The organism is Corynebacterium afermentans subsp. afermentans (assembly GCF_030408355.1).
Taxonomy (GTDB): domain Bacteria; phylum Actinomycetota; class Actinomycetes; order Mycobacteriales; family Mycobacteriaceae; genus Corynebacterium; species Corynebacterium afermentans.
In genome coordinates, this window is record NZ_CP046606.1 from 220,937 (window position 1) to 246,239 (window position 25,303).

The 25,303-nt window shown below is 67.6% G+C and carries 27 protein-coding genes; 20 read left to right on the plus strand and 7 right to left on the minus strand.

Features of this window, described 5'->3' with window-relative positions:
• Positions 1–19: 19 nt before the first annotated feature.
• Positions 20–469, plus strand: a complete 450-nt coding sequence (locus CAFEA_RS00870; RefSeq protein WP_063937809.1) for a GatB/YqeY domain-containing protein — start codon at positions 20–22, stop codon at positions 467–469.
• Here CAFEA_RS00870 and CAFEA_RS00875 read toward each other — a convergent pair.
• Complete coding sequence (locus tag CAFEA_RS00875) at positions 466–2,922, minus strand: penicillin-binding protein (protein WP_063937807.1); 2,457 nt, start codon at positions 2,920–2,922, stop codon at positions 466–468. The two genes, CAFEA_RS00870 and CAFEA_RS00875, sit on opposite strands and share 4 nt — an antisense overlap.
• A gap of 180 nt (positions 2,923–3,102) precedes the next feature.
• Between CAFEA_RS00875 and CAFEA_RS00880 the strand changes: the two genes are divergently transcribed.
• The 4 genes from CAFEA_RS00880 to CAFEA_RS00895 are packed head-to-tail and all read left to right on the plus strand — an operon-like array spanning position 3,103 to position 4,942.
• Positions 3,103–3,462 carry a WhiB family transcriptional regulator gene (locus tag CAFEA_RS00880; RefSeq protein WP_034996937.1) on the plus strand — a complete coding sequence of 120 codons (360 nt, stop codon included), beginning with the start codon at positions 3,103–3,105 and terminating at the stop codon, positions 3,460–3,462.
• A 15-nt stretch (positions 3,463–3,477) separates the two neighbouring features.
• Positions 3,478–3,633, plus strand: coding sequence for a Sp36 family protein (gene sp36 / locus CAFEA_RS00885; RefSeq protein ID WP_076590059.1), 156 nt, complete (start codon positions 3,478–3,480; stop codon positions 3,631–3,633).
• The gene (locus CAFEA_RS00890) at positions 3,634–4,089 is read left to right on the plus strand and encodes a RidA family protein (RefSeq protein WP_063937805.1); all 456 of its coding nucleotides are present in this window, start codon (positions 3,634–3,636) and stop codon (positions 4,087–4,089) included.
• Positions 4,090–4,129: 40 nt separating this feature from the next.
• Entirely contained in the window at positions 4,130–4,942 is an 813-nt protein-coding gene (locus CAFEA_RS00895) for an MBL fold metallo-hydrolase (protein ID WP_063937803.1), read from the plus strand.
• Between the two features lie 66 nt (positions 4,943–5,008).
• Here CAFEA_RS00895 and glxR read toward each other — a convergent pair whose 3' ends face one another.
• The gene (gene glxR / locus CAFEA_RS00900) at positions 5,009–5,692 is read right to left on the minus strand and encodes a CRP-like cAMP-activated global transcriptional regulator GlxR (RefSeq protein ID WP_034996942.1); all 684 of its coding nucleotides are present in this window, start codon (positions 5,690–5,692) and stop codon (positions 5,009–5,011) included.
• A 264-nt stretch (positions 5,693–5,956) separates the two neighbouring features.
• On the opposite strand from glxR, the gene nth reads away from it, so the two are divergent.
• The 4 genes from nth to CAFEA_RS00920 are packed head-to-tail and all read left to right on the plus strand — an operon-like array spanning position 5,957 to position 9,157.
• Positions 5,957–6,730 carry an endonuclease III gene (nth, locus tag CAFEA_RS00905; protein WP_063937839.1) on the plus strand — a complete coding sequence of 258 codons (774 nt, stop codon included), beginning with the start codon at positions 5,957–5,959 and terminating at the stop codon, positions 6,728–6,730.
• Entirely contained in the window at positions 6,727–7,260 is a 534-nt protein-coding gene (locus CAFEA_RS00910) for a TlpA family protein disulfide reductase (protein ID WP_063937801.1), read from the plus strand. The genes nth and CAFEA_RS00910 overlap by 4 nt, the downstream gene beginning before the upstream one ends.
• Positions 7,261–7,959 (plus strand): NUDIX hydrolase, encoded by a 699-nt coding sequence (locus tag CAFEA_RS00915; protein ID WP_034996947.1) that lies wholly within the window; start codon positions 7,261–7,263, stop codon positions 7,957–7,959.
• Positions 7,960–7,969: 10 nt separating this feature from the next.
• Positions 7,970–9,157 (plus strand): MarP family serine protease, encoded by a 1,188-nt coding sequence (locus CAFEA_RS00920; RefSeq protein ID WP_034997774.1) that lies wholly within the window; start codon positions 7,970–7,972, stop codon positions 9,155–9,157.
• On the opposite strand, the gene CAFEA_RS00925 is transcribed toward CAFEA_RS00920, so the two are convergent.
• On the minus strand, positions 9,147–9,704 hold the full coding sequence (locus tag CAFEA_RS00925) for a phage holin family protein (protein ID WP_063937799.1): 558 nt from the start codon (positions 9,702–9,704) through the stop codon (positions 9,147–9,149). The two genes, CAFEA_RS00920 and CAFEA_RS00925, sit on opposite strands and share 11 nt — an antisense overlap.
• A gap of 119 nt (positions 9,705–9,823) precedes the next feature.
• Between CAFEA_RS00925 and CAFEA_RS00930 the strand changes: the two genes are divergently transcribed.
• Positions 9,824–10,849, plus strand: coding sequence for an acyl-CoA thioester hydrolase/BAAT C-terminal domain-containing protein (locus tag CAFEA_RS00930; RefSeq protein WP_063937797.1), 1,026 nt, complete (start codon positions 9,824–9,826; stop codon positions 10,847–10,849).
• A 7-nt stretch (positions 10,850–10,856) separates the two neighbouring features.
• Here the strand turns inward: CAFEA_RS00930 and CAFEA_RS00935 are convergent, their stop codons facing one another.
• Positions 10,857–11,669: an HAD family hydrolase gene (locus CAFEA_RS00935; RefSeq protein ID WP_063937795.1), complete on the minus strand. Its 813-nt coding sequence runs from the start codon at positions 11,667–11,669 to the stop codon at positions 10,857–10,859.
• 179 nt (positions 11,670–11,848) lie between these two features.
• On the opposite strand from CAFEA_RS00935, the gene ssd reads away from it, so the two are divergent.
• From ssd to CAFEA_RS00970, 7 genes are all read left to right on the plus strand, one after another.
• Positions 11,849–12,865, plus strand: coding sequence for a septum site-determining protein Ssd (gene ssd, locus CAFEA_RS00940; RefSeq protein WP_063937792.1), 1,017 nt, complete (start codon positions 11,849–11,851; stop codon positions 12,863–12,865).
• Complete coding sequence (locus CAFEA_RS00945; RefSeq protein ID WP_063937790.1) at positions 12,866–13,987, plus strand: TadA family conjugal transfer-associated ATPase; 1,122 nt, start codon at positions 12,866–12,868, stop codon at positions 13,985–13,987.
• Entirely contained in the window at positions 13,984–14,727 is a 744-nt protein-coding gene (locus CAFEA_RS00950; RefSeq protein WP_063937787.1) for a type II secretion system F family protein, read from the plus strand. Before CAFEA_RS00945 ends, CAFEA_RS00950 begins: the two co-directional genes overlap by 4 nt.
• Positions 14,724–15,272, plus strand: a complete 549-nt coding sequence (locus CAFEA_RS00955) for a type II secretion system F family protein (RefSeq protein WP_034996959.1) — start codon at positions 14,724–14,726, stop codon at positions 15,270–15,272. The genes CAFEA_RS00950 and CAFEA_RS00955 overlap by 4 nt, the downstream gene beginning before the upstream one ends.
• 76 nt (positions 15,273–15,348) lie before the next feature.
• Positions 15,349–15,507: a DUF4244 domain-containing protein gene (locus tag CAFEA_RS00960; RefSeq protein ID WP_286205689.1), complete on the plus strand. Its 159-nt coding sequence runs from the start codon at positions 15,349–15,351 to the stop codon at positions 15,505–15,507.
• Positions 15,507–15,776, plus strand: a complete 270-nt coding sequence (locus CAFEA_RS00965; protein WP_063937783.1) for a hypothetical protein — start codon at positions 15,507–15,509, stop codon at positions 15,774–15,776. Before CAFEA_RS00960 ends, CAFEA_RS00965 begins: the two co-directional genes overlap by 1 nt.
• A complete protein-coding gene (locus CAFEA_RS00970) occupies positions 15,777–16,091 on the plus strand; it encodes an Rv3654c family TadE-like protein (RefSeq protein ID WP_063937781.1) in 315 nt (104 codons plus the stop codon). It abuts the gene before it with no gap.
• Positions 16,092–16,103: 12 nt separating this feature from the next.
• Here CAFEA_RS00970 and CAFEA_RS00975 read toward each other — a convergent pair whose 3' ends face one another.
• Positions 16,104–18,449 carry a DEAD/DEAH box helicase gene (locus CAFEA_RS00975; RefSeq protein WP_063937837.1) on the minus strand — a complete coding sequence of 782 codons (2,346 nt, stop codon included), beginning with the start codon at positions 18,447–18,449 and terminating at the stop codon, positions 16,104–16,106.
• A gap of 181 nt (positions 18,450–18,630) precedes the next feature.
• Between CAFEA_RS00975 and CAFEA_RS00980 the strand changes: the two genes are divergently transcribed.
• On the plus strand, positions 18,631–18,834 hold the full coding sequence (locus CAFEA_RS00980; protein WP_034996968.1) for a cold-shock protein: 204 nt from the start codon (positions 18,631–18,633) through the stop codon (positions 18,832–18,834).
• Positions 18,835–18,878: 44 nt separating this feature from the next.
• On the opposite strand, the gene CAFEA_RS00985 is transcribed toward CAFEA_RS00980, so the two are convergent.
• A complete protein-coding gene (locus CAFEA_RS00985; protein WP_063937779.1) occupies positions 18,879–19,505 on the minus strand; it encodes a DedA family protein in 627 nt (208 codons plus the stop codon).
• A 136-nt stretch (positions 19,506–19,641) separates the two neighbouring features.
• On the opposite strand from CAFEA_RS00985, the gene topA reads away from it, so the two are divergent.
• Both topA and CAFEA_RS00995 read left to right on the plus strand, forming a co-directional pair.
• Positions 19,642–22,524 carry a type I DNA topoisomerase gene (gene topA, locus CAFEA_RS00990; RefSeq protein WP_034996971.1) on the plus strand — a complete coding sequence of 961 codons (2,883 nt, stop codon included), beginning with the start codon at positions 19,642–19,644 and terminating at the stop codon, positions 22,522–22,524.
• 155 nt (positions 22,525–22,679) lie between these two features.
• A complete protein-coding gene (locus CAFEA_RS00995; RefSeq protein ID WP_063937777.1) occupies positions 22,680–23,717 on the plus strand; it encodes an HNH endonuclease signature motif containing protein in 1,038 nt (345 codons plus the stop codon).
• 57 nt (positions 23,718–23,774) lie between these two features.
• Here CAFEA_RS00995 and CAFEA_RS01000 read toward each other — a convergent pair whose 3' ends face one another.
• Positions 23,775–25,298 carry an adenylate/guanylate cyclase domain-containing protein gene (locus CAFEA_RS01000; protein WP_063937775.1) on the minus strand — a complete coding sequence of 508 codons (1,524 nt, stop codon included), beginning with the start codon at positions 25,296–25,298 and terminating at the stop codon, positions 23,775–23,777.
• Positions 25,299–25,303 lie beyond the last annotated feature (5 nt).

Sequence of the window (25,303 nt, forward strand, 5' to 3'; positions counted from 1 at the left end):
CCACTGTAATCTCGCAAGCATGAGTGCACTGAAAGACCAGATCCGCGCAGACCTCAAGGAAGCCATGAAGGCGAAGGAAAAGGAGCGCACCGGCACCATCCGCATGCTGCTGGCCGCGATCCAGACCGCCGAGACCGAGGGCTCCAAGCACGAGGTGGATGACGCGGAGATTCAGAAGATCATCGCCCGTGAGATAAAGAAGCGCCGCGAGTCCGCGGACATTTATAAAACCAACGGCCGCGACGACCTCGCGGACGCCGAGCTCGCGGAGGCGGGCATCCTCGAGGCGTACCAGCCGAAGCAGCTGGATGACCAGGAGCTTGCCAAGCTTATCGACGAAGCTATCGCCGAAACCGGCGCCGAGTCCATGGCCCAGATGGGGCAGGTTATGAAGGCCGCCACGGCGAAGGCTGCAGGCCGCGCCGACGGCAAGCGCCTGTCCGAGGCCGTCAAGGCCCGCCTGAGCTAGTTCGGGGCTGCGTCGTTGCCGGCGTCGTTGCCGGCGTCGTTGCCGACGCCGAAAGCGTCGGCGATGGCATCGCGGGCGTCGTTGAGCGATTGCTCGAGCCCCTCGATGCCCGGCGGGGGAGCGGGGCTTGGCGAAGGCGGCGCGGTCGGCGACGTGGGCGCCGGCGAGGTGGTCGGCGGCGCGGTGGGACTAGCGCTGGTAGCGCCGGCGCCGTCAGAGATGTTGAGAGTCACCGTGGTATTCGCGCCGTCCTGAACCGCAGAGACCACCGTGCCAGCCGGCGCGCCGGCGCCGTAAACCGTGTTCAGCGTGACCACGTAGCCCTGCGCCTCAAGCTGGGACTTCGCGGCGGAGGAGTACTGTCCGACCACCGCGTCCAGCGCCCCGCGCTTGGTGCCGCGCACGTGCGCCGGGCTCGCAGGCGGCAAACCACCAGCCGCGGCACCCGGCACCCCGGCCGCAGCCTGGAACCAGGTGTCTGCGGCCTCGTTGCCGCCGAACAGGGTGCCGTACTGGCACTGGCGCACCGGCTGGGTGCAAAGCGGGGTGGACTGCACGCCGTCGTTGTAGATGTACGGCGCCGCCGCCATGCCGCGGGTGAATCCCAAAAACGCGGTGGAGTGGTGGGACTCCGTCGTGCCCGTCTTCGCGGCCGTTTGGGCTGACCAGCCGTTGTTGCGGGCAGAAGCGGACGCGGTGCCGTCGATAATGTCCTTCGACATACCGTGCGACAGCGCGCCAGCGACCTCCGGCGAGACGGCCTGTTCGCAGGCGGGACGGTCGATAAAGACTTGCTTGCCGTGCTGATCCAGCACTTCCTTGATCGGGTTCGGCTCGCACCAACGCCCACCCGAGGCCAAGGTGGCGCCCACGTTGGACAGCTCCAGCGCGTTGACCGCCAGCGGGCCCAAGGTGAAGGCACCCATGTTGTCCTCCTTCGCCGCCTGGGCGATGGAGCGGCCGTCGCCGAACGAGTTCTCGTCCGCGTACGAGCGCAAGCCCAGGCGCACCGCCAAGTCAACCACCGGCGTCACACCGGTTTTCTGGATCAGCTCCACAAACGTGGTGTTCGGCGACTGCGCCAGCGCATCCTGCAGCGTCATACGCGGGGCGTAAGTGCCGGCGTTTTCCACGCAGTAGGCACCCGGCGGGCAGTTGGCTGCGCCGCCGCCGCCCATGCCGTAAAGCACCGAGCGCACCGGCGTTTCCAGCATCGTGTTCAAACCGTAGCCCTGCTCCAGTGCCGCGGCGGCGGTGAAGATCTTGAACACTGAACCTGCGCCGGCACCTACCAGCGACACCGGCTGCGGCAGGATCGTCTGGCTCTGGTCCAGGTCCAGGCCGTAGAACCGCGAGGACGCCATGGCCAAAATGTCGCGGGAATCAGCGCCGGGGCGGACGATGTTCATCACCTCGGCCACACCCGGGGCATAGGGGCTGACATTGTTGCGGACCGCGTTGTTGGCCACCTGCTGCACCGCCGGATCCAAGGTGGTGGTGATGGTGTAAGAGCCGTTGAGGATGGTCTCCGTGTCCAGCCCCTTGTCCTCCAGGTAGCGCAGGGCGTAGTCGCACATGAACCCCTTGTCGCCGGCGGCGATGCAGCCCTGCGGCAGCGTCTTCGGTCGCTCCAAGATGCCCAGTGGGGTGCCGGCCAGGCGGTCCGCTTCCGCCTGGTCCATGTAGCCCTGGGCTGCCATGTTGTTCAAAACCACGTTGCGGCGCTGGGTGGCTCCCTCCGGGTTGGTGTACGGATTGAGCGCTTCCACGGACTGCAGGATGCCCACCAGGAGTGCCGCCTGTTCCGGCTTGAGGTCGCGGGCGGGGACGTCGAAGTACGTCAGCGCCGCCGCCTCGATGCCGAAGGCGTGATTGCCAAAAGAGACGAGGTTGAGGTACCTGGTTAGCACCTCGTCCTTTTCCAGCGTCTTGTCCAGGTCGGAGGCCATGCGCATCTCGCGCAGCTTGCGCGGGATGGACTGCTCGGTGGCGGCGTTGGCCTCTTCCTCGTTTTCCGCGTCGATGAGCCAGAGGTAGTTCTTCACGTACTGCTGGTTGATCGTGGACGCGCCCTGCTCCACACCACCGGCGAGCACGTTGGTCACCATCGCGCGGGCGAAGCCTTGCATGTCCACGCCTTCGTGCTGGTAGAAGCGGCGGTCCTCCGTTGCCACCAGGGCGTCTTTGACGTGCTGGGAGATCCCGTCGCTGGCCACCTCGTAGCGGCGTTGCTTGAAAATCCAGGCCATGGGGGCGCCGGTGGCGTCGTTAATTGTGGTGACGCCGGGGACTTCGCCGTGCGTGAGGTCGGAGAGATTGGACTGCATCGTCTCGTCGGTGCGGGCGACGGCGGCGCCGCCCAGGCCTGCGACAGGAGCGAGGCAAAGGGCAATAGCCAGCGCCGCAGCAACGAGCGCGGCCAGGAGGCTTCCTAGGGATTTCAGTGCGGACACGCCAATACCTTAAATGACTGGGCCTGTGCGTGGGAATATAAAAGGCCCCCCGAAAATGTGATCCATTCGACAGCAAACTTTTTTATGTGATTACATTTACATGGGACCGGAGATATGCGGTCAGATGTATAAAACTGCGCCCAGGAGGCGGCGCAGGCGAACGAGAAAAGGAGCACGGCTATGAGCACGGCTTTGGGTAACAGGACGCAGCGAAACGCACAACGGACCACGTCCCGCAAGTGCGACGCATCCGGACATCTCGTTTTTGACCGGGGGGATTGGGTAACTCACGCACAGTGTCGCGGCAAGGACCCGGACGCCTTGTTCGTGCGCGGCGCGGAGCAGCGTAAGGCGGCCGCGATCTGCCGCGCGTGCCCGGTACTCACCGAGTGCCGAGCGGACGCGCTGGACAACAAGGTCGAGTTCGGTGTCTGGGGCGGGCTGACGGAGCGTCAGCGCCGCGCGGTGCTGCGGAAGAACCCGCACGTGACCGACTGGGCGGAGCACCTGTCCGCCGGCGGCGAAGTTGTCGGCCTGTAGGTAGTGTTGGGCGCCATGACGAAATGGGAGTACGCAACGGTTCCGTTGCTCACGCACGCCACCAAGCAAATTCTGGACACCTGGGGCGAGGACGGTTGGGAGCTCGTCTCCGTCGTTCCGGGCCCAACCCAGGACAACGTTGTCGCTTACATGAAGCGGGAGGTCGAGTAAATGTGGACTGACCGTCTGAAGGAACTGGGCATCGAGCTGCCCGCCGTCGCCGCGCCTGTGGCGGCGTACGTGCCCGCTGTCCAGGCCGGCAACCAGGTGTGGACGTCCGGCCAGCTGCCGTTTACCGACGGCAAGCTGCCCGCCACCGGCAAGGTCGGCGCGGAAGTCACCGAGGAGGCCGCCTACGGCTACGCCCGCCAGGCCGCGCTCAACGCTATCGCCGCGGTGGATGACCTTGTGGGCATCGACAACGTCGCGCGTGTGCTCAAGATCGTCGGCTTTGTCACCTCTGACCCGGCGTTTACCGGCCAGCCCGCCGTGATCAACGGCGCCTCCGAGCTTTTGCAGGAGGTCTTCGGCGAGGCCGGCGCGCACGCCCGGTCCGCAGTGGGCGTGGCGGCGCTGCCGATGGACACGCCGGTCGAGGTCGAGCTCGTCGTCGAGCTGAAGAGCTAGAACTCCAATAAACGGCTGCTAAGCGGGTACGCTGGGGCACATGCAACATCCCGCTTACAGCCAACTGCGCCCTGTGACCGCCAACGCCGCGGTGGTCCTGGCGCCGAACCCCAGCTACGCGGCGCTCGAGGGGACCAACTCCTGGGTGATCAGGGGTGAGGGGGATCAGCGAAGCATCGTCGTTGATCCGGGCCCGGAGGACGAGGGCCATCTCAACGTCCTCCACTCCAAGGCGGGGGAGGTGGCGCTGATTTTGCTCACGCACCGCCACCACGATCACGCTGATGGCGCGGAGCGTTTCCGTCAGCTCACTGGTGCACCGGTTCGCTCGTTGGACCCGCAGTACAGCTCGGGGGCTGATCCGCTTGTCGACGGCGAAGTGGTCGCCGTCGACGGCATCACCCCACGCCTGAAGGTCGTGGCCACCCCGGGCCACACCAGCGATTCCGTGTGCTTCTACGTCTACCCGGGCGACCCGGACTCCACTGAGCTGGAGGGCATCATCACCGGCGACACCATCGCCGGCCGCCACACCACCATGATTTCGGAGACCGACGGCGACCTGGGCAAGTACCTGGATTCCCTGGAGCTTCTGGAAGAGCAGGGCAAGGACATCCCGCTGTTGCCGGGCCACGGCCCCGAGGGCGCGGACCTGTCGGCCTATGCCCGCAAGTACATCGACCGCCGCAACCAGCGCCTGGAGCAGATCCGCGAGGCGCTGAAGATCCACGGCGAAAACGCCGACATCAACACGCTGGTCGACGCGATCTACGACGACGTCGACCCGGTGCTGCGCGGCGCCGCTGAGCAGTCCACCCGCGTGGCCCTGCGCTACTTGAAGGCCGCGCCCTAGGGGCGCCCGTCGTAAAAGCTCCGGCCTCTCCCTTAAATGGAAAAGCCGGAGCTTTGTCGCTTCGTGCTAACGGGCGCGGCGGGCCAGGTGCTCGGTGTCGACGATGAGCACGCTCTTGCCCTCCAGGCGGATCCAGCCGCGGTGGGCGAAGGTGGCCAGTGCCTTGTTCACCGTCTCGCGGGAGGCGCCGACGAGCTGGGCGATTTCTTCCTGCGTCAGGTCGTGGTTGACGCGCAGCGCCCCGCCTTCGTGGGTGCCGAAGCGGTTGGCCAGCTGCAGCAGCGTCTTGGCCACGCGGCCGGGCACGTCGGTGAAGATGAGGTCCGCCAGCGAGGCGTTAGTGCGGCGCAGGCGGCGGGCCAGCACGCGCAGCAGCTGCTGGGAAATTTCCGGGTGGGTGTCAATCCAGGTGCGCAGCATGGTGGAGTCCATGGTGGCGCAGGTGACTTCGGTGACGCACACGGCGGAGGAGGTGCGCGGGCCCGGGTCGAAGATGGACAGCTCGCCGAACATGTCGGACGGGCCCATCACGGACAGCAGGTTCTCACGGCCGTCTGGGGCGTGGCGGGCGAGCTTAATTTTGCCGTCCACGATGATGTAGAGACGGTCGCCGGGCTCGCCTTCGTCGAAGATGGTGGTGCCCTTGGGGAAGGTCACCGTGTCCATCTCGTTGATCAGCGCGGCTACGGCTTCCGGGTCCACGCCCTGGAAAATGCCGGCGCGGGCGAGTGTGTCCTGTACACCTTCCATGAATCCTCCTCATTGCGGGACGGCCAGGGGTAGTGGTTACAGTCACTTTCGCGTAACTTTTTAGCAGCCGTCACAGTGCGTTTCGCACTTTACCACCCGTTTGCAGTCTTGGTCAGGTGGTTGGCCAAGTTGGTGTTAATCCACTACGCGCGCCTCGAGCCGCTCCATCGCCAGTGGGAACGCCCCGAGCACAAGCGGGACCAGCAGCACGAGGATCACATTCATAGGTGTCATTTTACGCCACGGGTAACTAGCATGTCCGTCATGTCCTCCACCTCTCCGAAGAAGCACCGCCGTGCCGGGGCGCACCCGGCGGCGAAGGGGGCGGAGACGGATTTAGGGCGCACCAGGAGGGCCCGCCGCATCAACCGCACGCTGGCGGAAACGTTCCCAAATGCGCACGCTGAGCTGGACTTTTCCAACCCTCTGGAGCTGCTGGTGGCAACGGTGCTCTCGGCGCAGACCACGGACGTGCGCGTCAACATGGTCACCCCGGCGTTGTTTGCCAAGTACCCCACCGCCGAAGCGTACGCGGAAGCGGATCAGGCGGAGGTGGAGGAGCTGATCCGCTCCACCGGTTTTTACCGCTCGAAGGCCAAAAATCTGATCGGCCTGGGACAGAAGCTTGTCACCGATTTCGGTGGGGAAGTGCCCACCAAGCTGGAGGATCTCGTGTCGCTTCCGGGGGTGGGCCGCAAGACGGCGCACGTGGTGCGCGGCAACGCGTTCGGCATCCCGGGGTTGACGGTGGACACACACTTCCAACGGCTGGTGGGCCGCCTCATGCTCACCGTTGAGACGGATCCGGTGAAGATCGAGCATGCCATCGCCGAGCTCATCCAGCGCCGCGAGTGGACCATGTTCTCCCACCGCATCATCTTCCACGGCCGCCGCATCTGTCACGCCCGCAAACCGGCGTGCGGCGTGTGCCCGATCGCGTTCGACTGCCCCAGCTTTGGCGCCGGCCCGGTGGACCCCGAGGCGGCCGCGGGGCTGGTCACGGGACCGGAGCGCGAGCATATTTTGGGGCTTGTATGAAGCGCGCGATCTGGGTGAGTGTTGCGGTCATCGCGGCGGCCACGGTGCTGCTCGTTTTCGGGGTGCGCAGTTTGCTTATGGACGATCAACCTCCGGGGGAACCTGTGGCCGTCGACAAGCAAGTGCCTCAACGGCCCGACTGCCCGGCTGGGCTGGACCTGCCGTGCCTGGGCGGGGACGTGGCCGGCGAAGCCAAGGAGATCACCGTGGTCAACGTATGGGCCTGGTGGTGCGACCCGTGCCGCGCGGAGCTGCCGGCGGTAGAGGAGTTCGCGCGGACGCACCCGGAGTACACCGTGGTGGGCGTGCACGCGGACCGAAACGCCGGCAACGGCGCGGCGCTGCTGGAGGATCTCGGTGTGAGCCTGCCCAGCTACCAGGACGACTCAGGCGCCTTCGCCGCGGCGCAGGGGCTGCCGCCAGTGGTGCCGGTGACGGTGGTGCTGCGCGGCAACGAGCAGGTGGCGGTGTTTGCCAAGGAGTTCACCTCGGCCGAAGAGCTCGCCGAGGCGGTCGAGGGGGCCGTGTAAGTGGACGTGCCGCTGCGCCCGGACCGCGCGCCCAGGTGGCTCGTGCCGCTACTTGAGGCCATCGCGGATGGCGGGGCAGAGATCCCGCGCAGGCTCCTGTCGCCGCGCGTGCCGCAAAAAGACGGCGCAGATCAAGCCGCGGTGCTGATCCTGTTCGCCGGCGACCCGCGCGCCACCGAGCTGCCGGAAGACGCGCGGGTGCTGATTACCCACCGTACCCCGCGTATGCGCAGCCACTCCGGGCAGATGGCGTTTCCTGGCGGCCACATCGACGCCGCGGACGGCGGGCCGGTTGGCGCCGCGCTGCGTGAAGCGTGGGAGGAAACCGGCCTGGACCCGGACCGGGTGATCCCGCTGGCCATGCTCGACGCGGCCACCACCGGCGGCAGCAACCGCCGTGTGCGCCCCGTGGTGGCGTTCACCCCGGAGCCGGGCGAGGTCTACCCGGCCAGCGAGGAGGAAACCGACGCGGTGTTTTTCGTGCCGGTTCGCGAGCTAGTGGATCCGCGAAACCGGGCGATGCTGGGCATCAAGGAGTGGTCGGGGCCCGCGTTTTGGGCGGGCGAGTTTCTGGTGTGGGGCTTTACCGGGGTGCTGCTCGCCGTGGTGCTGAAGCTGGGCGGCTGGGTGCGGCCCTGGGACGAAAAGCCCGGCGACTTGCGGGCTGCGCTGGCGCGCTCTGCCAACCGTGAGCGGTAACATCACCGAAATGCACCTGGTTATCGACGTCCTGCTCGCGCTCGCCGTCGTCGCCGCCTTTATCAGCGGCTGGCGTCAGGGGGCGCTGTCCGCGGTGCTTTCTGCTGTTGGCGTTGTGGCGGGCCTGGTCATCGGTCTTGCGTTGGCGCCGTTCACGCTGGACCTGTCGGAATCCCAGACGGTGCGCATCGTCCTGCTCATCGCCCTGGTCGTGCTGTTTGTGGGGCTGGGCAACCTGGTCGGCGTCACCGTCGGCGGGAACCTGCGCGGGCGCGTGCGTTCGAAGGGTCGCCGCACGCTGGATTCCGCGCTCGGCGCGACGTTCCAGTCGGTGGCGGTGGCGGCGGTGCTGTGGTTCATCTCCATCCCGCTGGCTGCCTCGGTGCCGGGCGAGATCGGCGACGGCATCCGCTCCTCCCGCGTCTTCGGCACCATCGACGCCGCCGCCCCCGAGGCGGCCTCCAAGCTGCCGGCGAGGTTCGCCGCGCTTCTCGACGAATCCGGGCTCCCGCCTTTGGTCTCGCCCTTCCAATCGCCGGGCGGGGCGCAGGTGGCGGCGCCGGATGAGTCCGTGGTGGCCCCGGGGGTCGTGGAGAAGCTGCGCCCAAGCGTGGTGCACGTGATGGGTGATGCGGAAACCTGCCGGCGGCGCCTCATGGGCACCGGTTTTGTCATCGAGGACGGCTACGTGCTCACCAACGCGCACGTGGTGGCCGGCACCGAGCGGGTGGCCCTGGACACCGTGGTGGGAGTCAAGCCCGCGCAGGTGGTGCTGTTCGACCCCGACACCGACATTGCGGTGCTGCGCGCCGAGGCGCTGGGTCTTCCGGAGCTGCAGTGGGCGGACGACGAGCTAGCAGTGGGCGATGACGCCGTGGTGATGGGCCACCCCCGCTCCGGCCCGTTTGAGGCGGCGCCGGTGCGCATCCGCGGCAAGCTGGACATCGCAGGCCCGGACATCTACACCACCGGGCGCGTGGAGCGCGAGGCGTACACCATCCGCGGCAACATCCGCCAGGGCAACTCCGGCGGGCCGCTGCTCACTCCGGACGGTGAGGTCGCGGGCATGATCTTCGGGGCGTCGCTGGACACCTCAGAAACGGGATACGCGCTGACTGCACACCAAGTGCAGCAGCGCGTAGGGGATGTGCGGAGCTTAACGCGCCCCGCGGATACGCAAGCGTGCGTTAGCGGTTAACGGCGGTGGAGCCAGTGCGCGGCAAAGAGGAGCCGGTGCCGGTGGAGGTGTAAAGACCAGCCTCGTCCTTTGCCAGGTTCTTCTGTGCCTGGCCCGGCTTGAGGTTCTTCAGCTCGTTGACAGACTCGATAGTCTTCTCCGGCGCCTTGATCTTCTTGACCTTCTTGAAGCCGATGAAAGCGAGCAGGCCCGCCAGCGCCAGCATGGCCAGGAAAACGATCAGGAACGCCCAGCCGCGGTGCATCCAGGACGCGAGCATCTCCGCGATGGCGAAGAAGAGGAAGAAGGTGGAGTACAGCGCGATCACGCCGGCCGCGGCGAACAGGCCGCCGCCCATCGCGCCCTTCTTCACCTCGCCGACAACCTCGGCCTTGGCCAGCTCGATCTCGCCGCGGACCAGGGTGGAGACCTGCTGGGACGCGTTGGACATCAGGGTGCCGATGGAGTCGTTGCCCGGCTGGGTGGCGTAGGTGTCGCGCAGCGGGATGGAGTCCACCTTGGCGTTCACGGCGGTGGAGCCGCTGGTGTAGAGGCCTTCGTTGCTCACTTGTAGTTCACCTTCCTGGGTGGCTTATACACGGCACCCGGGAAGGTGCCTGGAAATTCTTTACACGATGTTAGCGATGTATGGAGGCATTTGCCCGAATCGGGGTAGAAATGTAGAGCATGAGGGCGCTGAGACGTATTGGCAAAGTGGCGGCGTGGTGCGTTGCCGTGGTTGCGGTGCTGGCGCTGGTGGTGGCCGGCCTGCGGGCCTACAACGCGAACAAGTACCCGATCGCGCAGATGGAAGCCTCGGGCGGTGCCAGCGCGGCGGAGTACCCGCAAAGCGATCACGTGCGCAAGATTTCCGGCGACTACCTCAACGGTTTCCACTTCCTGCCCGCCGAGGGCGCAACCGAGCGCCGCGGCGTGGTTGTGGTCTACGGCGGGTCCGAGGGCTCGCCGGACTACTCGCGCGCGGAAAAGCTGGCCCAGGACGGCTACGAGGTGCTCAGCCTGTACTTCTTCGGCCAGGACAACCAGCGCCCGACGCTGGCCGAGGTGCCCTTAGAACAATTCGACGAGGTCACCGGCTACATCGAAGAGCACGTGGCGGAGAAGTCCCCGGTGACGGTGGTGGGCACCTCCAAGGGGGCGGAGTTTGCGTCGCTTTTGGCCGCCAACGGGTTCGCGGTGGATAACCTCGTCGCGTTCGTGCCCGCGCACTACTCCTACAGCGGCCTGGATTTCTCTACGGGCAAGGACCTGCCGTCGTTTAGCCTGCGGGGCGAGGCGGTGCCGTTCGCGTCCTTTAGGCAGTCCGGCGTGCTCACGGGGCTGAAGATGCTCGGCCGCATGATCGCGGCGTACCCGGTGGCGTACCGGCCGACCTACGAGGGGGCGGCCAGCTCCGCCGAGGATGCCGCCCGGATCGAGCTTGACGGCTTTGACGGCAACGCCGTGTTCTTCGGCGCCGGCGACGACCGGATGTGGCAGTCCGACGTCGCGGCGCGTGCGCTGGCGGAGCAGTCCCCGCGCGCCGAGGCGCACGTTTTTGAGGACGCGGGCCACATCTTCTTCGAGGACTCGGACGCGCAGCAGAACGGCTGGCAGATCATGTTCGGCGGCACGCAGGAGGCCAACCGTCGCGCCCACGACGAGTCTTGGCAGGTGCTGCGCGAGCGCCTGGCCAAGTGGCACGGACAGTAGGGGTGGCTTAGGCCGAGCGCTCGCCGTCGCTGCCGCCCATTGCGCGGGCGATGAGGACGCCGGCAACCGCCAGGGCCGTCACGCCCGCGATCACGCCGGCGCCGATACCCACCTCGCGCGCGTTCGGCATCTGGAACAACGGCTCCGGGTTTTTGAAGGTGCGGGCCTGCCAGCCGTTGGCCAGTGCGTGCTTCTTCAGCGCCCGGTCCGGGTTCACGGCCACCGGGTTGCCCACCAGCTCCAGCATGGGGATGTCGGTGGCGGAGTCGGAGTACGCGTAGCTGTTGTCCAGGTCGAAGTCGTGCTCGGCGGCGAACTGGCGCACCGCCTCGGCCTTCGCGTCGCCTTTGAGGTAGCGGGTGATCTCGCCGGTGAGCTTGCCGTTTTCAACAGCCATTTCGGTGGCCACCACGGTGTCCACACCGAGTTCTTCGGCGATCGGCTCCACCAGGATTTTTGCGGAGGCGGAGATGATGATGACGTGGTGGCCGGCGGCGACGTGGTCGTCGATAAGCTGGCGCGCCTCGGCGTAAATGGCGGGGGCGACGACCTCGCGCAGGGTGTCGCGGGTGATGCGCTGGATGTCCTTGACGTCCCAGCCGGCGACCATCTGCGCCAGCGCGTCGCGGGTGGAGTCCATCCTCTCGCTGGACTGTCCCACCAGCATGTACTGCGCTTTGGTGATGTAGAGCTCCCAGGCTTCCTGGCGGGTGATCATCCCGTTGTTCAGGAATTCTTTGCCGAAGGCGAACGCGGACGACGTCGCAATGATCGTCTTGTCCAGGTCGAAGAAGGCCGCCACCGGCGTGTTAGCAGACATACTCCTGCAGTGTAGACCCCAATCCCTACGGCTGCGTAGCTATACGCTGAGAAACCAGTGTGACGTATGGTGCGACTTATCCACAGGGAAATTGTTGAAGCGTCCGCAAGTAGGGCGGGTTATCCACAGAAAAAATTTTACCCATTGTTTCCGGGTTGTCGCGGTTGCACGCTACCGCCATGACACACACGAACACAGGCCCCATTGTCGTCGCGGTCGCGGACCCGGCGCTGCACTCCGAAGCCATCCATATCGCCGCCGCCACAGGCCGCAAGGTCATCGACGCCGCCGACGACACCCAGCTCGCCCGCCACGCACCCAAGGCGCATGCCTTGCTTATCGACGACCTCCGGGCCCCCTCCCTACACCCCCAACCACGGGGACCGAACGTGTTCACCGTGGTGGCGGACACCGCCCCGGGCGCGACACGCGAGGGCGTTTTTGCCCTGCCTGCGCAGGCCGCGGACGTGCTGCGCAGCATCGGCGCGCTGGCGCTGGCACCGGCGGCGCACACGGCGCGCGGCAAGGTGGTCGCCGTCCTCGGCGCGTGCGGCGGGGCTGGCGCCTCGGTGTTTTCCGCGGTGCTGTGCCGGGTGGCCGGCGACGCCACGTTGATCGACGCCCACCAGTTCTCCGGCGGGCTGGACCTGCTGCTGGGCCTGGAGGCCACGCCCGGCGCGCGCTGGGGCGACATCGATTTCACCGCCGGCGGGGCGGTCTCGCGCGCGGAGATGCGCGGCGCGCTGCCCGCCACCGAGGACGACACCGCCCTTTTGACGTTTCCGCGCACAACCGTGGCGGATCCCTTCCGGCTCTCGCCAGAGGAGCTCAACGCGGTGGTCCATGCCGCCGGCACCGAGGGCCTGACAGCGGTGGATACGCCGCTTGCGCTGCTGCCGGACCGGTGCGACCTCGCCGTGGTGGTGCTGCGCCCGGAGCTGCGCGCCGCCGCTGCCGCCGCCCGGATCGTCGCCGAGTGCAACGCCGCCGGGGTGGCCAACGCGCTGCTGCTGCGCCAGAGTTCGTGGGCGTCGCTGGAGCCGGCGCAGGTGGAGGACACGGCGAAAGCGCCCGTGATCGCGCAGGTACAGCAGGTCCGCGGGCTGACCAAGCAGCTGGACCAGTCCGGCCTGCCGGCGAAGCTGCCACGCACGCTCGCCCGCGCCGCCGAGGCTGTGCTGGGGGAGGTGGCCTAGATGGACGACGTGCTCGCCCGCGTGAAGCACCGCCTGGCCGACGAGCCGGCCCAGCCCGACCCGGCGCGCATCGCCGCGATCATCCGCGAGGAAGCAGTGGTGATCAGCGACATCGGGGTGCTAGACATCATGCGCAAGCTTCGCGACGACACCACGGGCGCCGGGCCATTAGAAGCCATCCTGGCGGACCCGGCCGTGACCGACATCTGCGTCAACGCCCCGGACGAGGTGTACGTGGACACCGGCCAGGGGCTGGAGCGGACGAGCCTGACGTTCGACTCGGAAGCCTCCGTGCGCCGCCTGGCCACCCGCCTGGCCGTCAGTTGCGGGCGCAGGTTGGACGACGCGCAACCGTTCTGCGACGGGCACGTCACCCGCGACGACGGCACCCTGCTGCGCTTCCACGCCGTGCTCGCACCGACCGCCCAGGCGGGCACCTGCATCTCCCTGCGCGTGCTGCGCACCGCCTCGGCCACGCTGGACGACTTGGTGGCGCGCGGCGCTCTCGACGATGAGAGGGCGGCGCTGGTGCGTGGGATCGTCGCCAAGCGAAAGGCGTTCGTGGTCGTCGGCGGCACCGGCTCCGGCAAGACCACGCTGCTGTCCGCCCTGCTCGCGGAGACGGATCCGGCCGAGCGCATCGTGGCGATTGAAGACACGCTCGAGCTCACGCCGGATCATCCGCACGTGGTGAACCTGACCAGCCGCGGCGCCAACGCCGACGGCGCTGGCGCGATCACGATCGCGGACCTGGTGCGCCAATCGCTGCGCATGCGCCCGGACCGCATCGTCGTCGGCGAGATCCGCGGCGGGGAAGTGGTGGACCTGCTCGCCGCGCTCAACACCGGCCACGACGGCGGCGCCGGCACCCTGCACGCCAACTCCATCGAGGAGGTGCCCGCCCGCTTCGAGGCGCTCGCTGCACTTGGCGGGATGGACCGCGCCGGGCTGCACGCCCAGCTCGCCGCCGCCATCGACGTGGTATTGGTGGTCAAACGGCGCACCGACGGCACCCGCTACCTCCAGCAGATCGGTGTGCTCGAGGGCGAGCCGGTGCGCGCGAAGGTGGTCTGGGACGCCGAGCGCGGCGAGCTGGACGGCTACGAGGAGCTGGCCCGATGATCGCCGTGGTACTCCTCGCCTGCGCTGTCGCCGCCGCCGCGCCATCGCCCGTGTACCGGGTGGTTGAGCGCACCCTGCGGCCCGCGCCTCGGCTCATCCCGGCCACTGTGGTGCTCGCAGCTGTTGGCACAGTGCTGTTGGGGCGGGTCAGCCTGGTGGTCGCCGCGGCCATGGCCGGCGCGACGCTGGCGCACGTGCTGCGCGCCCGCCGCGACGACAGCACCACCCGGCGGCGCAGCGAGGCGGCCGCGACGTACCTCGGGGCGGTGTCCACTAACCTGCAGGCCGGTGCAGCCATGCCGGACGCGCTCGCGCGTGCCGCCGAGCAGGTGCCGTCGCCGTTGCAGCAAGAAGCTGCCCGTTTAACGCAGCTTGCCCGCTCCGGCGCGACGCTGGAGACCCACGTGCCGGAGCTTGAGCGCCTCGGCACGCTGTGGGCCCTGTCGGTCTCGCGCGGAGTGCCGCTGGCGAAGCTGGTCGCCGCACTTCGCGACGACATCGACCACGCCAACCGCCATCGCGACGCCACCCGCGCAGCCCTCGCCGGTCCGCAGACAACCGCCGTGGTGCTGGCGCTGCTGCCGATTGCCGGGGTGTTCATGGGCACCGCGATGGGTGCGAAACCGCTGGCATTTCTCACCGGCGGCGGGCTCGGCGGGGTGCTGCTGGTTGTCGGCACCGCGCTGGTGTGCGCCGGGGTTGCGGTCTCGCGCCGCATCATCGAGGGGGCCAGCGCATGATCGGCCTTGTTCCTGCACTGCTTGTCGCAGCAGCACTGTGCGTGGCACCAGCCGGGCCCGGCAGCCGCGTCACCGCAACCACGCCGAAGGCGCCCCGCGACGGCCCCACAGGAGCCGACCCGGAGCGCTGCGCCAGCGACATCGAACTGTTCGCGGCATGCGTCTCAGCGGGCCTGCCCGCCGCCACCGCGGCGGCTGCGGTTGCCGACACCCACGGCGAACGCAGCCCGTGGCACACCGTGGCCTCGCTGACGGCGCTGGGGGTAGAGCCCCAGCGCGCCTGGGCCGAGATCCGCCACCTGCCAGGCGGCGAGGATCTCGCCGGGCTTGTTGCCCTATCCGCCACCTCCGGAACCTCGCTGGCCGCAGGCTGCGGTCGCATCGCCGCCCAGCTGCGCGCGGGCGCGGGGGACCGGGCCAAAGCCAAAGCGGAACGCGCGGGCGTGCTCATCGCCATCCCGCTGACCGCGTTTTTCCTGCCGGCGTTTTTCGTCCTCGGGCTCGCGCCCGCGGTGATCAGCCTCGGTACCTCACTGATCAACTAGAAGGAGTTTTCCCATGCACCATCTCAATTCTGCACTCGTATCTGTCCACCTCTATGCTGTGTCTCGCGCCCAGAAAATGCGCTCTGACCAGGGCATGTCCACCATCGAATATGCGTTCGGTTCGCTGGCGGCCGCGGCCCTCGCCGGCGTGCTGTACCTCGTGGTCAACGGCGACGCTGTCACAGGCGCCATCGAAAGCGTCATCACCGACGCGCTGAGCAACACGCCGGGCTAATGAGCACCATCGAAACCGCGCTGTCGCTGTCGGCTCTCGTGGTGGCCACCGCCGCGATCGTGGGCGGGATCGCCACCGTTGCCGCCTACATCACGGCCGTGGACATCGCCGGTGCCGCTGCCCGCGCCCACGCCCTGGGGGTGGACTACGCAGTACCCCGCGGCGAGGTCGCCGTCACCGAAAACGCGGGCCTGGCCACCGCGGCGGCCTCGGTTCCGGCGCCGATCGGCACCATGCGCGCCACGGCCGTGTTCCCCGTGGAGTTCTAGATGCGTCTGCTTTCTAGCGACGGCTCCGCCACCGTCACCGCCACCGGCATCATCACCTCCGTGGTCTCGCTCGCGCTGGCGGTGGTGGCGTTCGGGGTGCACGTGTCTGACACGCACCGGGCCCGCGTCGCCGCGGACCTCGCCGCGGTGGCCGGGGCGACCGCGATGTACCGCGGCGCCGACGCCTGCGCCAGCGCCGATCGCACCGCGCAGCTCAACGGCGCGCGCGTGGTGTCCTGCGAGGTCACCGCAGGCGACGTCGTGGTGGCAGCCACCCGCCGCCGGGCGGAGGCCGCCGCCCGCGCCGGGCCGTAACGTGCGCACCGCCTAGCGCGGTGCCCCGCCCGCCGTCATGGTCACAAGCGCGCCGAGCAGCTTTAACGCGGCGCGCTTGTCCAGCGGCTGGTTGCCGTTGCCGCACTTCGGCGACTGCACGCACGACGGGCAGCCGTCCTCGCAGCCGCAGGAGCGCACGGTCTCCCAGGTCGCCTCGATCCACTCGTGGAAGCGGGCGAAGCCCTCGTCGGCGAAGCCCGCTCCACCGGGGTGGCCGTCGTAGACAAAGACGGTGGGCAGCATCGTGTCTGGGTGCAGCGCGGTGGACACGCCGCCGATGTCCCAGCGGTCGCACGTGGCTAAAAGCGGCAAAAGCCCGATCGCGGCGTGCTCGGCGGCGTGCAGGGCGCCGGGGATCTCGCCGGCGGTGATGCCCAGCTCGTCCAGCACCAGCGGGTCGATCGTGTACGCCACCGCCCGGGTGACCAGGCGCTGCTCGGGCAGGTCGAGGGGGATGTGCTCGCTGACGGTGCCGTCTGAAAGCCGCACCACATACCCGGTGACGCGGTCGATGACCTCCACGTCCACGCTGGCCACCCACAGCCCCGGCGACGGGTTGACCAGCTCGTGGGGCTTGCCCAGGATCGTGATATCCGTGGTCGAGCGCGCCTGCGTGGAATAGTCCGGCCGCTCCGGCGCCACCAGCGCGACGTAGTCGTCCAGGTCCAGCGCTTGGACCACGAAGTACTCGCCCTGGTGGATGTAGACCGCCCCGTCGTGCACCTGGCTCATCGCGCGCGCCGCATCCACGGTGCCGAGCAGGCGTCCGTCGGTGACGTCCACGATCATCACCTGCTCACCAACCCCGCCACGCAACGACACCGAGGCGTGCGCCGACTCCGGCGTGACCTCCCCGTCCAGCTGCGGCACCGCGAACCAGCCGGCCGGCCGGCGGCGCAAAAGGCCCGCGGCGGTCAGGTCATCCACCACGTCGCGCGCGCCGAACGCCCCCACGTCGGCCTCACTCAACGGCCGCTCCACCGCCGCGCAGTACACGTGCCCGCGCAGAATGAACGGGTTGGTGGGGTCGAACACGGAGTTTTCCACCGGCGTGCCCAACAGCGCGTCGGGGTGGTGGACCAGGTAGGTGTCCATCGGCTCGTCGCGGGCCACCAGCACCGCCACCGAGCTTTGCCCGCGCCGGCCCGCGCGCCCGGCCTGTTGCCGAAACGACGCCACCGTGCCCGGAAACCCCGCCATCACCACCGCGTCCAGCCCGCCGACGTCGATGCCCAGCTCCAGCGCGTTCGTGGACGCCACCCCCAGCAGCTCACCGGAGTCCAAGCGGCGCTCCAGCTCGCGGCGGTCCTCCGCCAGATACCCCGCCCGGTAGGGTGCGACGCGCTCGGCCACATCCGCCCGGCCCGCCGCCGACAGGTGCTCCTGGGTGCGCATCGCCACCGTTTCCGCGGCGCGCCGGGACCGCACGAACGTCAGCGTCCGCGCGCCTTGCAGCAGCAGCTCCGCGGACACCGAAGCGGCCTCCGTGGTGGCGGGGTAGCGTACCGGCGCGCCACCTTCGCCTTCCGCCCCTTCGATGAAGCCGGGCTCCCACAACACGATGGTGCGCTCGCCAGCCGGGGCGGCGTCGTCGGTTACGGCCACCGCTTCGCGGCCGCTTAACCGGCGAGCCTGGCCCGCCGGGTCCGCCGCGGTGGCTGACGCGTAGATCAGCGTCGGCGACGCACCGTAGGCGGCCGCGATGCGCAGCAGTCGCCGTAGCACCAGCGCCACATTCGCGCCGAAAACACCCCGGTAGGTGTGGCACTCGTCCACCACCACGTACTTCAAATGCCGCAGCACCCGCGCCCACCGCGCGTGCGAGCCCAGCACAGACGCGTGCAGCATGTCCGGGTTGGTGAACACGTAGCGCGTGTGCTCCCTAATGCCCGCGCGCGACTCTGCGGGCGTGTCGCCGTCGTAAGGCGCCGGGTGGATGCCCTCCAGCCCCGCGGCCTGCACCATCCGCAGCGTGGCCTGCAGCTGGTCCGAACCCAGCGCCTTCGTCGGCGTTAAATACACCGCGCACGCCGTCGGATCCTGCGCCAACGTGGTCAGCACCGGCAGCTGGTAGCCCAAAGACTTGCCGGAAGACGTCCCCGTCGCCACCACCACATCGTCTCCGCGCCAGGCGTGTTCTGCGCACTGGGCTTGGTGGAGGTAGGGGGAGGCGAAGCCTTCGTCGATAAGCAATTGCTGCAAACGCGGCTCCACCCACCCCGGCCATTCGCTGTACCGGGCGTGCCGTGCGGGAACGTGCTCGACATGCGTGATCGTCGCCGCGGGGTGGCGGCGCTTCAGCGCGCCGAGCAGCTCGGCACCGAACGGGGAAACCATAATCACAGGGAAGTATGCCAGTTCCCAGTGCTAAGGCCCGCACTTCATGGCACACTGGGTGGCGGTCACAGGTTTTGTGTGCGCCCGTAAGCGGTGCTCGCGAGGATTGTGCACGCGGGCACCAGGACCCGTTAGGCCCTGGTGGACGACATCTCTACGCAAATTTTTGAAAGGTTTCACCATGGCAACCGGTACCGTGAAGTGGTTCAACGCCGAAAAGGGCTTCGGCTTCATCGCCCCGGACGACGGCTCCTCCGACGTCTTCGTCCACTACTCCGAAATCCAGGGCTCCGGATTCCGCACCCTGGAAGAAAACCAGCAGGTCGAGTTCGAGGTCGGCGAGGGCGCCAAGGGGCCGCAGGCACAGCAGGTGCGCGCGCTCTAAGCACTCATTGCTTATCGACGGGGCTTCGCTCGAAGCCCCGTTTTTTATACGTTACTCACGCCTTGGCGCACATCACGCCACTCGGCCAGCTTGTTCTGGCCCTTTTGGATCAGGTAGCCGACAGACGAGCCGAGCACCACGCCCAGAAGCATCGCCAACAGCGGGTAGTCCTGCAAGATGCGCCCGCCCAGGTAGCCGACGCCGACGCTCAAAAACGCCCACAGAATTACACCAATGGTGTCGAAGAAGACGAACTTGAACCAGTTGTAGCGCACCGACCCCAGCACAATCGTTGCCACCCAGCGCGCCCAGGGGATGAAACGCGCGACGATAATCGTCGCGCCCGCGCCGCGGTTCATGTTCCGGCGCACCCAGCGGATCGCCTGGCCCGCTTTCGACTCCGGGTCCAGCGCCTCCACCCGGCTGATGAGCTTTCCGCCGAGCGCGAAGCAGATGTTGTCGCCGATGATCCCGCCGATGATCGCCGCAACGATCACGCCCCACACGCTCGGCACCCCGCGGGAGGCGGAAAACGCGCCCGCCAAGTTCAGCACCGTCTCCGACGGCACCACAGGCGCCAGCGCATCAGCGACAATAAGTACCGTCACCAGCGGGTAAAACACCGGCATCGCCATGAGCGTATGCAGGAAATCGATGAGGGAATCGACCACGTAGACGCATCCTTTCCGCCCCCGACGTACACGGCACCGGGGCACCCGAGCAGTGTAGTCCTATTACCCGGGTGCACAATCGTGTGCTAGTTGTCTGTTAGGCAATAACTCTGTGTAAAGCGAGGTGTCAGTCAACGTGGCTGAAGGCGGCAAGACTCTGGTGATCGTGGAGTCCGCGACGAAGGCGAAGAAGATCCAGAAGTACCTGGGCGACGACTTTATTGTGGAAGCCTCCGTCGGCCACATCCGTGACCTGCCCGGCCGCGCCGCCGACATCCCCGCCAAGTACAAGAAGGAGGCGTGGGCGAAGCTCGGCGTCAACCCCGAGGACGGCTTCACGCCCATCTACGTCGTCTCCGCGGACAAGAAAAAGAAGGTCACCGACCTCAAATCCAAGCTCAAGCAGGCCGACAAACTCCTGCTCGCGACAGACCCGGACCGCGAAGGCGAAGCCATTGCCTGGCACCTGTTGGAAACCCTCAAGCCCAAGGTGCCGGTGGAGCGCATGGTGTTCAACGAGATCACCGAATCCGCGATCCGCGAAGCCGCCGAAAACACCCGCGAGCTGGACATGGCGCTCGTCGACGCCCAGGAGACCCGCCGCATCCTCGACCGCCTCTACGGCTACGAAGTCTCGCCCGTGTTGTGGAAGAAGGTCATGCCGCGCCTGTCCGCCGGGCGCGTGCAGTCCGTGGCCACCCGCGTCATCGTCGAGCGTGAACGCGAACGCATGGCGTTCATCCCCGCCGAGTACTGGGACTTGGTTGCGTCTCTCGTCCCTCAAGACGCATCCAAGCAGACCCCGACGGAGTTCGACGCCAAGCTCGTCGCCCTCGACGGCAAGCGCATCGCCCAGGGCCGCGACTTCGACGACCGGGGGCGGCTGAAGGGCGAGGCGGTGATCGTCGATAAGCAAAAGGCGCACTCGCTTGCCGACGCGCTGGGCACCGCACCCATGCACGTCACCGCAGTGGAGGAAAAGCCCTACTCGCGCAAACCCTACGCGCCGTTTATGACCTCCACGCTGCAGCAAGAAGCCGGGCGCAAACTGCACTTCACCTCCGCGCGCACCATGCGCATCGCGCAACGGCTGTACGAAAACGGCCACATCACCTACATGCGTACAGACTCGACCTCCCTGTCCAAACAGGGCCTCGACGCCGCCCGTTCCGCCGCCCGCGAACTGTACGGCGCCGATTACGTCACCGATGCGCCGCGCACCTACGACCGAAAAGTGAAAAACTCGCAGGAAGCCCACGAAGCCATCCGCCCCGCCGGCGAACGCTTCGCCACCCCCGGGCAACTGGCGGGGTCCTTGGACGCCGAGGAGTTCAAGCTCTACGAACTCATCTGGGCGCGCACCGTCGCCTCCCAAATGCAAGACGCCCGCGGCACCTCGATGAAGGTCACCGTCGCCGGCGATGCCTCCGGCGAGGCGTGCGAGTTCGCCGCCACCGGCCGCACCGTCACCTTCCCCGGCTGGCTGCGCGCCTACTCCGACCGCCAAGCCAACGAAACCCGCCTGCCGCAGCTGGCCAAGGGCGACGAGTTGGCCACGCAGAAGGTCACCGCGGATGGCCACTCCACCAACCCGCCGGCGCGCTACACCGAAGCCTCGCTGGTGAAAAAGATGGAGGAGCTCGGCATCGGGCGCCCGTCCACCTACGCGTCGATCATCAAAACCATCCAGGACCGCGGCTACGTCTTCGTCCGCGGCAACGCGCTGGTGCCGTCCTGGGTCGCGTTCTCCGTGGTGGGCCTGCTGGAGAACAACTTCGACGCGCTGGTGGACTACGACTTCACCTCGTCCATGGAGGACGAGCTCGACGAAATCGCTCACGGCAACCAGGACCGCACCAAGTGGCTGTCCGGCTTCTATTTCGGCGACGCCGACGCACGCGAATCCATGGCGCAAGCACTCGCGCGCCGCGGCGGGCTGAAGCACATGATCGAGAACAACCTCGAGGCCATCGACGCGCGCGCCGCGAACTCGCTGAAGCTTTTCGACGACGCCTCCGGCCGCCCCGTCGTCGTCCGCGTCGGACGCTACGGGCCCTACATCGAGCGCGTGATCGGCGAAAAGGACGGCGAGCCCGAGTACCAGCGCGCCAACCTGCCCGAGTCCGCCACCCCGGACGAAATCACCCTGGAGATGGCTGAAAAGCTCTTCGCCACCCCGCAGTCCGGCCGCGAACTCGGCGTCAACCCCGCCAACGGCCGCACCGTGGTGGCGAAGGAGGGCCGCTTCGGCCCGTACGTCACGGAGCTCGTGCGTGACGACGAGCGCGCCACCGCCGAAGCCCGCGCCGAGGAAGTCATCGCCGCGGAGCGCGCCGAGGAGGACGCCCAGCGCGCCGAGGAAGGCAAACGCGCGAAGAACTGGGAGACCAAGACGGCGGCTGCTCAGAAGGAGAAGCGCATGGCGCAGCTCGTCGACGAGCAGCTCAAGCCCGCCACCGCGTCACTGTTTTCCACGATGGAGCCGTCGAGCGTCACCTTCGACGAGGCGATGCAGCTGCTGTCGCTGCCGCGCGAGGTCGGCGAGGACCCGTCGGACGGCGAGATGATCACCGCGCAGAACGGCCGCTACGGCCCGTACCTGAAGAAGGGCTCCGATTCGCGCTCGCTGGCCAGCGAAGACCAGATCTTCTCCATCACGCTTGACGAGGCCCGCCGCATCTACGCCGAGCCGAAGCGCCGCGGGCGCGCTGCCGCGAAGCCGCCGCTGAAAATGCTCGGCGACAACGACGTCTCCGGCAAGCCCATGACCGTCAAGGACGGCCGCTTCGGCCCGTATGTCACCGACGGCGAAACGAACGCGTCCCTGCAGCGCGGCGACACCCCGGAAACCATGACGGACCAGCGCGCCAACGAGCTGCTCTCCGCCCGCCGCGCCCGCGAGGCGGAAGGCGGCGGCAAGAAAGCCACCAAGAAGAAGACGACGAAGAAGAAGGCTGCCAAGAAGGCCGCGAAGCCGAAGCAGACCACGAAGCGCGTAGTGAAGGCCCGCAAGCGCTAAAACTTCGCAACGTATACCGCGGTGGCGTGCTTGCGCCACCGCGTTTTGCGTTGCTGTGGACAACTGTGTTGCGGCGTCAACAACCGGCGGGGTTTATCCACAGATTTTGATTTGGGTCTTGTTTGGGGTTGCGTGGCCGCCATAGCTTTCGGGCCATGAACTTCACCGACTTTGTCACCGCAGGCGTAAGTGTCCTCGCCGACTTCGACCGCGACATAGCTATGGCCGCCGGCCTGTCCACCGGGCGGGTGCGCGATTTGGCGCGGGTGCACCACACCTACTTTGGGCCGACCCAATTCACCCGCAAACAACGCGACGCTTTAGCCGCCGCCGAGGGCTTACCGGTCGACCAGCTCGTGCACATCGAGAAAAAGCTGCTCGCCGTCGAAGGGGCCGCGGAACGCTGGCGCATCCGGTTGGATTTGGTGCGCCACCGCGGCTCGTATCGGGCCTTAACCAAGCGCATCAAGCGGCTGATCAAACAGCCCGTTAAACCAGCCCCACCCTCGTGCAGGTTTTCCCGCTCGAAGGCGGGCATGCGCACCATGATCCTGACCTACAACGAGCGCGATCTGGCCGATCTTGAGCACCTGCTGCGTAAACTCATCGACGCCGACGACCCGGCGGCCGCCCAAATGGCCCACACGCTTATCGGGATCCTGCGCGACGGCAAAGGAGTGCCGAAGGCGAACTTCCGGCCGATCATCCTGGTGCCGATCGCCGACTGGGCCCGCATCCAATCCGGCCACGCAGACGAAGTCACCCTGATCTGCACCGACGGCACCACCATGACAGGGGCCGAATACATGGAGCACGAATTCGGCGACATCCTCGAAGTCGCCGCGTTCCACCCCCAAGAAGGCCCCGTCAACCTCTACCACGCAAAGCGCTGCGCCAACCCCAAACAAAAGACCATGTCGAAACTGCTCTGCCCGGCCTGTGCGTTTCCCGACTGCAAACACTCCGCCGAAACCACCCAAACACACCACATCAACGCATGGCGCTACGGCGGGATGACCAACATGGACAACCTCGCCGAACTCTGCCCCTTCCACAACGGGGTCAACGCCGACAACAAAAACGGCCCGTTCGGCTACATCGACAACCCCAACGCGCGGATCCACTGGGTCGCCCCCAACGGCACACAAGTCCCCATGACCACCCCAGGCGCGATGGAGCTGCTCTTCGACTAACTACCACACACCGAAAACCCGCCCCACCCGGGCGAGGCACATCGGCATGCCCAAAAACTACGAGCGGTCGGCCAATGTGGAGCGCACCGGGCGCGCCAGCTGCGTCATCTTGCCGCGGCCGCGCAGCTCCACGGACTTCATCAGCGTCCAGCGCTGCTGCTCCACCTCGTTCGCTGCGCGCAGGGTCGCGGCGTTGGTCAGCACCAGGCCCGGGGTGTCTTTCGCCATGTCGGTCAGGCGCGCCGCGGCGTTGACGGCGTCGCCGATCACGGTGTACTCGAAGCGGTCCGAGCCGCCGATGTGGCCCGCCACCACGTGCCCGGACGCCACACCGATGCCGGCGCGCAGCTCCTGGCCGGCCAGGTCCCGTTGGAGTTCGCGGGCGGCTTGGAGGGCGTGCGATGCGGCGTCGTGAAGCGAAACGGGCGCCCCGAACACCGCCAAGGCCGCATCGCCCTGGAACTTGTTAATCACGCCCTTGTTGCGGTGCACCACCTCGACGACGACGTCGAAGAAGTCGTTCAACGCCGCGACGACCTCCTCCGGGGTGTGGTCCACGGCGTAGGTGGTGGACCCGACGACGTCGATGAACAGCACCGCCACCTTGCGCTCCTCGCCGCCGAGCTCCGGGATCTCCTCCAGCGCCTTCTGCGCCACCTCCGCGCCGACGTACTGGCCGAAGATGTCGCGGACGCGCTGGCGGTCGCGCAGCCCCTTCATCATCTCGTTGAACCCTGCCTGCAGCACGCCGATCTCGGAACCGTCGTAGATGTCCACCTGCGTGTTTTGCTCGCCTCGGCGCACACGGTTGATCGCGGCTTGCAGCTCCTTGATCGGGTCGACCACGCTCATGATCACCAGCGTGGTGCCCACAAACCCGGTGGCCATGCCGGCGGTGATCAGCGCGACGATAGCGGAGGTGAGCTCGCCCACGTTGCCGGTGAAGTAGCCGTGGCGCTGCGCCACCGTCAGCAACAAAACGCCCACCATCGGCACGGCGGAGGTGGTGAACCACGTCAGGTACAGCTGCCACTTGATCGGCGGCTGCAGCGTGGAGTCCTCGAAGCGGCGCGCCAGCGCGGAGGCGGCGATGGGGCGCACGAGGCGCTCGGCCTGCAGGTAGGTCAGCACCGCGGTGACAAAAGCGGTCAGCGAGGCGGTGGCGAGGACGACGGTGGCCAGGCGGGCGTCGACACGCCAGGCCCCCGCGGTGACAATCGCGATGCCGATACCCCACACGCCCACCACAATGATGGTTTGCAGCACCGGCAGCCGCATGACCAGGTGGCGCACCATGTTCGGGTCATGCCCGTCGGGGTGGCGCTGCCATTCCAGCACGGGCCGGAACAGGTACAGCGTGACCACCACGCCCAGCACGACGGCGACCGCCGCGTAGATCACGCCGATGGCGCCGAGTTGCCCGCCAAGGCCGAGTTCACGCACTTCCGGCATGGGGATGAGGTAGCGCACGAACAGCATCGAGCCGATGGCGGCGATGACGTTGGTTCCCAGCACGGTCGCGGCGTACAGGGGCCATGACGTGCCCCAGAGCCACCGCAGATCGCGCCAGAATCGTTCCATGGTGT

Bases quoted from the DNA above. Each gene is read 5' to 3' on its own strand.
- CAFEA_RS00870 (WP_063937809.1), top strand. From the start codon at position 20: ATGAGTGCACTGAAAGACCAGATCCGCGCAGACCTCAAGGAAGCCATG.
- CAFEA_RS00880 (WP_034996937.1), top strand. From the start codon at position 3,103: ATGAGCACGGCTTTGGGTAACAGGACGCAGCGAAACGCACAACGGACC.
- sp36 (WP_076590059.1), top strand. From the start codon at position 3,478: ATGACGAAATGGGAGTACGCAACGGTTCCGTTGCTCACGCACGCCACC.
- CAFEA_RS00890 (WP_063937805.1), top strand. From the start codon at position 3,634: ATGTGGACTGACCGTCTGAAGGAACTGGGCATCGAGCTGCCCGCCGTC.
- CAFEA_RS00895 (WP_063937803.1), top strand. From the start codon at position 4,130: ATGCAACATCCCGCTTACAGCCAACTGCGCCCTGTGACCGCCAACGCC.
- glxR (WP_034996942.1), bottom strand. From the start codon at position 5,692: ATGGAAGGTGTACAGGACACACTCGCCCGCGCCGGCATTTTCCAGGGC.
- nth (WP_063937839.1), top strand. From the start codon at position 5,957: ATGTCCTCCACCTCTCCGAAGAAGCACCGCCGTGCCGGGGCGCACCCG.
- CAFEA_RS00910 (WP_063937801.1), top strand. From the start codon at position 6,727: ATGAAGCGCGCGATCTGGGTGAGTGTTGCGGTCATCGCGGCGGCCACG.
- CAFEA_RS00920 (WP_034997774.1), top strand. From the start codon at position 7,970: ATGCACCTGGTTATCGACGTCCTGCTCGCGCTCGCCGTCGTCGCCGCC.
- CAFEA_RS00930 (WP_063937797.1), top strand. From the start codon at position 9,824: ATGAGGGCGCTGAGACGTATTGGCAAAGTGGCGGCGTGGTGCGTTGCC.
- CAFEA_RS00935 (WP_063937795.1), bottom strand. From the start codon at position 11,669: ATGTCTGCTAACACGCCGGTGGCGGCCTTCTTCGACCTGGACAAGACG.
- ssd (WP_063937792.1), top strand. From the start codon at position 11,849: ATGACACACACGAACACAGGCCCCATTGTCGTCGCGGTCGCGGACCCG.
- CAFEA_RS00945 (WP_063937790.1), top strand. From the start codon at position 12,866: ATGGACGACGTGCTCGCCCGCGTGAAGCACCGCCTGGCCGACGAGCCG.
- CAFEA_RS00950 (WP_063937787.1), top strand. From the start codon at position 13,984: ATGATCGCCGTGGTACTCCTCGCCTGCGCTGTCGCCGCCGCCGCGCCA.
- CAFEA_RS00955 (WP_034996959.1), top strand. From the start codon at position 14,724: ATGATCGGCCTTGTTCCTGCACTGCTTGTCGCAGCAGCACTGTGCGTG.
- CAFEA_RS00960 (WP_286205689.1), top strand. From the start codon at position 15,349: ATGCGCTCTGACCAGGGCATGTCCACCATCGAATATGCGTTCGGTTCG.
- CAFEA_RS00965 (WP_063937783.1), top strand. From the start codon at position 15,507: ATGAGCACCATCGAAACCGCGCTGTCGCTGTCGGCTCTCGTGGTGGCC.
- CAFEA_RS00970 (WP_063937781.1), top strand. From the start codon at position 15,777: ATGCGTCTGCTTTCTAGCGACGGCTCCGCCACCGTCACCGCCACCGGC.
- CAFEA_RS00975 (WP_063937837.1), bottom strand. From the start codon at position 18,449: ATGGTTTCCCCGTTCGGTGCCGAGCTGCTCGGCGCGCTGAAGCGCCGC.
- CAFEA_RS00980 (WP_034996968.1), top strand. From the start codon at position 18,631: ATGGCAACCGGTACCGTGAAGTGGTTCAACGCCGAAAAGGGCTTCGGC.
- CAFEA_RS00995 (WP_063937777.1), top strand. From the start codon at position 22,680: ATGAACTTCACCGACTTTGTCACCGCAGGCGTAAGTGTCCTCGCCGAC.
- CAFEA_RS01000 (WP_063937775.1), bottom strand. From the start codon at position 25,298: ATGGAACGATTCTGGCGCGATCTGCGGTGGCTCTGGGGCACGTCATGG.